This window comes from Arthrobacter sp. JCM 19049 (genome assembly GCF_001310435.1).
Genome location: NZ_BAXF01000497.1, coordinates 1 through 1537 on the forward strand (window position 1 = coordinate 1; position 1537 = coordinate 1537).

The window sequence follows — 1537 nt, forward strand, 5'->3', positions numbered from 1 at the left end:
CATGCCGCCCACGTCCCCGGGCACGGTCAGCACCGCAACCCCCTTGCGGGAGACGGCCGCGTTCACCGCCTGCTCCAGCAGCTGCGGCATCTGGTCGGCGGAGGTGACGGTGTGCGCGAACACGGCCACGTCGCTGAACAGCACATCGTTGTTGACTTCCTGGAAGAAGCTGCTGCCGATCTCCGAGGAGGGCACCTGGCCGCAGATGGCCAGCACCGGGGCGTGGGACTTCTTCGCGTCATACAGCCCGTTGAGCAGGTGAATCGAGCCCGGGCCCACCGTTCCCATGCACAATCCCAGCTTCCCCGTCAGCTGCGCCTGGGCGCCGGCGGCGAACGCGGCGACCTCCTCGTGGCGCACCCCGATCCACTCCATGCCCGGCTCCTGCCGGATCGCATCCGTAATGGGGTTCAGGGCGTCTCCCACCACGCCCCAGGCGTGGGTGACCCCGTACTCTGCCAGGGATTCGACGATCAGCTTGCTGACGGTTTTCATGTGGGACTCCTCTCGACGGCGCCACGGCCCGGAGCATCGCTGCCGAACCACCTGGCGTGCTTGTCCTTCAGGTCTGTGCCCATGATGGCACGCCGCCGGGGCGAAATCCGGGCCCTTCAGCCAGCGCTCAGGTGCCGGGAATTGAAGGCGGACGGACCTAGGCGGCCCACCGGAGACGGGCATGGGGGAGCGTCGGCGTGCTTGATCCTGTGCGGAGAATGACCGCGGCCGTGGAATGCGGGTTTGGCGCTGTATCCTCTAGCGAAAAGGAGGTCACGATCGAACGTCAACCCAGGGCCGCCTATGAGGCTCCTTTGTTCCCCACGCCACCGACCTGCTGCGCGGGATCGGCCTGCTGCTGTTGCCCTGGGCCTATGCCGTGGCCGGGCCGGCCGCTTTCCTGGCGGCCGCGTTATCCTGGGGCGGGCAATGGGCGCTTCGCTACTTCGCGTCGACCCGCTGGCGCGATGCGCTGGGCCAGCTCGTCCTGCTGGGCGCCACGATTTTCAGTGCCCTGGGCGCCTACGCGCTCATCGAGTGGCTCGACCTTGCGGTTCACGGGCTGCTGATGGGCGTTGTGGTCGGCCTGCTCCACGGCGCACTGCGCACAACGGGTTTGATGAACGGGACAAATCCCGGGGGAGCGTGGTGGCGCTTTGTAATCTTCGTGGCGCTCGGTGCCCTGCTGGCGGTGCTGTGGGAAATCGGCGAATGGGCCGGTTATCGGCTGCTGGACCCACGCATCGGGGTAGGCTACGACGACACCATGGGAGACCTGCTGGCCGGGCTCGCCGGCTCCGCGCTGGCAGCCACCGGCGTCTTCCGGGCCGATCACGCTTTACGTGGCGCAGGGCGGGGTGAGAATGAACCGGGTTAGCGTTGTCGTGCCGGTCCTGAACGATGAGCAGCACCTGGCGGTGCTGCTTGAACTGCTCAAGAAGCAGCGGGATAAGCCCTTTGAAATCATCATCGTGGACAACGGGTCCACGGACAACAGCCGGCAGCTCGCCCAGGCCGCCGGGGTGCGGGTCATCAGCGAGCC

Annotated in this window: 3 protein-coding genes; 2 read left to right on the forward strand and 1 reads right to left on the reverse strand. The window is 67.1% G+C overall.

Annotation, left to right across the window (positions count from 1 at the left end; all coding sequences use genetic code 11):
- A partial coding sequence (locus JCM19049_RS13775) for a thiamine pyrophosphate-binding protein (RefSeq protein WP_279403239.1) occupies positions 1-495 on the reverse strand: 495 nt, incomplete at its 3' end.
- Positions 496-856: 361 nt separating this feature from the next.
- Between JCM19049_RS13775 and JCM19049_RS13780 the strand changes: the two genes are divergently transcribed.
- Both JCM19049_RS13780 and JCM19049_RS23600 read left to right on the forward strand, forming a co-directional pair.
- Positions 857-1372 carry a hypothetical protein gene (locus JCM19049_RS13780; RefSeq protein ID WP_054821864.1) on the forward strand — a complete coding sequence of 172 codons (516 nt, stop codon included), beginning with the start codon at positions 857-859 and terminating at the stop codon, positions 1370-1372.
- On the forward strand, positions 1359-1537 hold a 179-nt coding region (locus JCM19049_RS23600; RefSeq protein ID WP_374700319.1), incomplete at its 3' end, for a glycosyltransferase. The genes JCM19049_RS13780 and JCM19049_RS23600, both read left to right, overlap by 14 nt.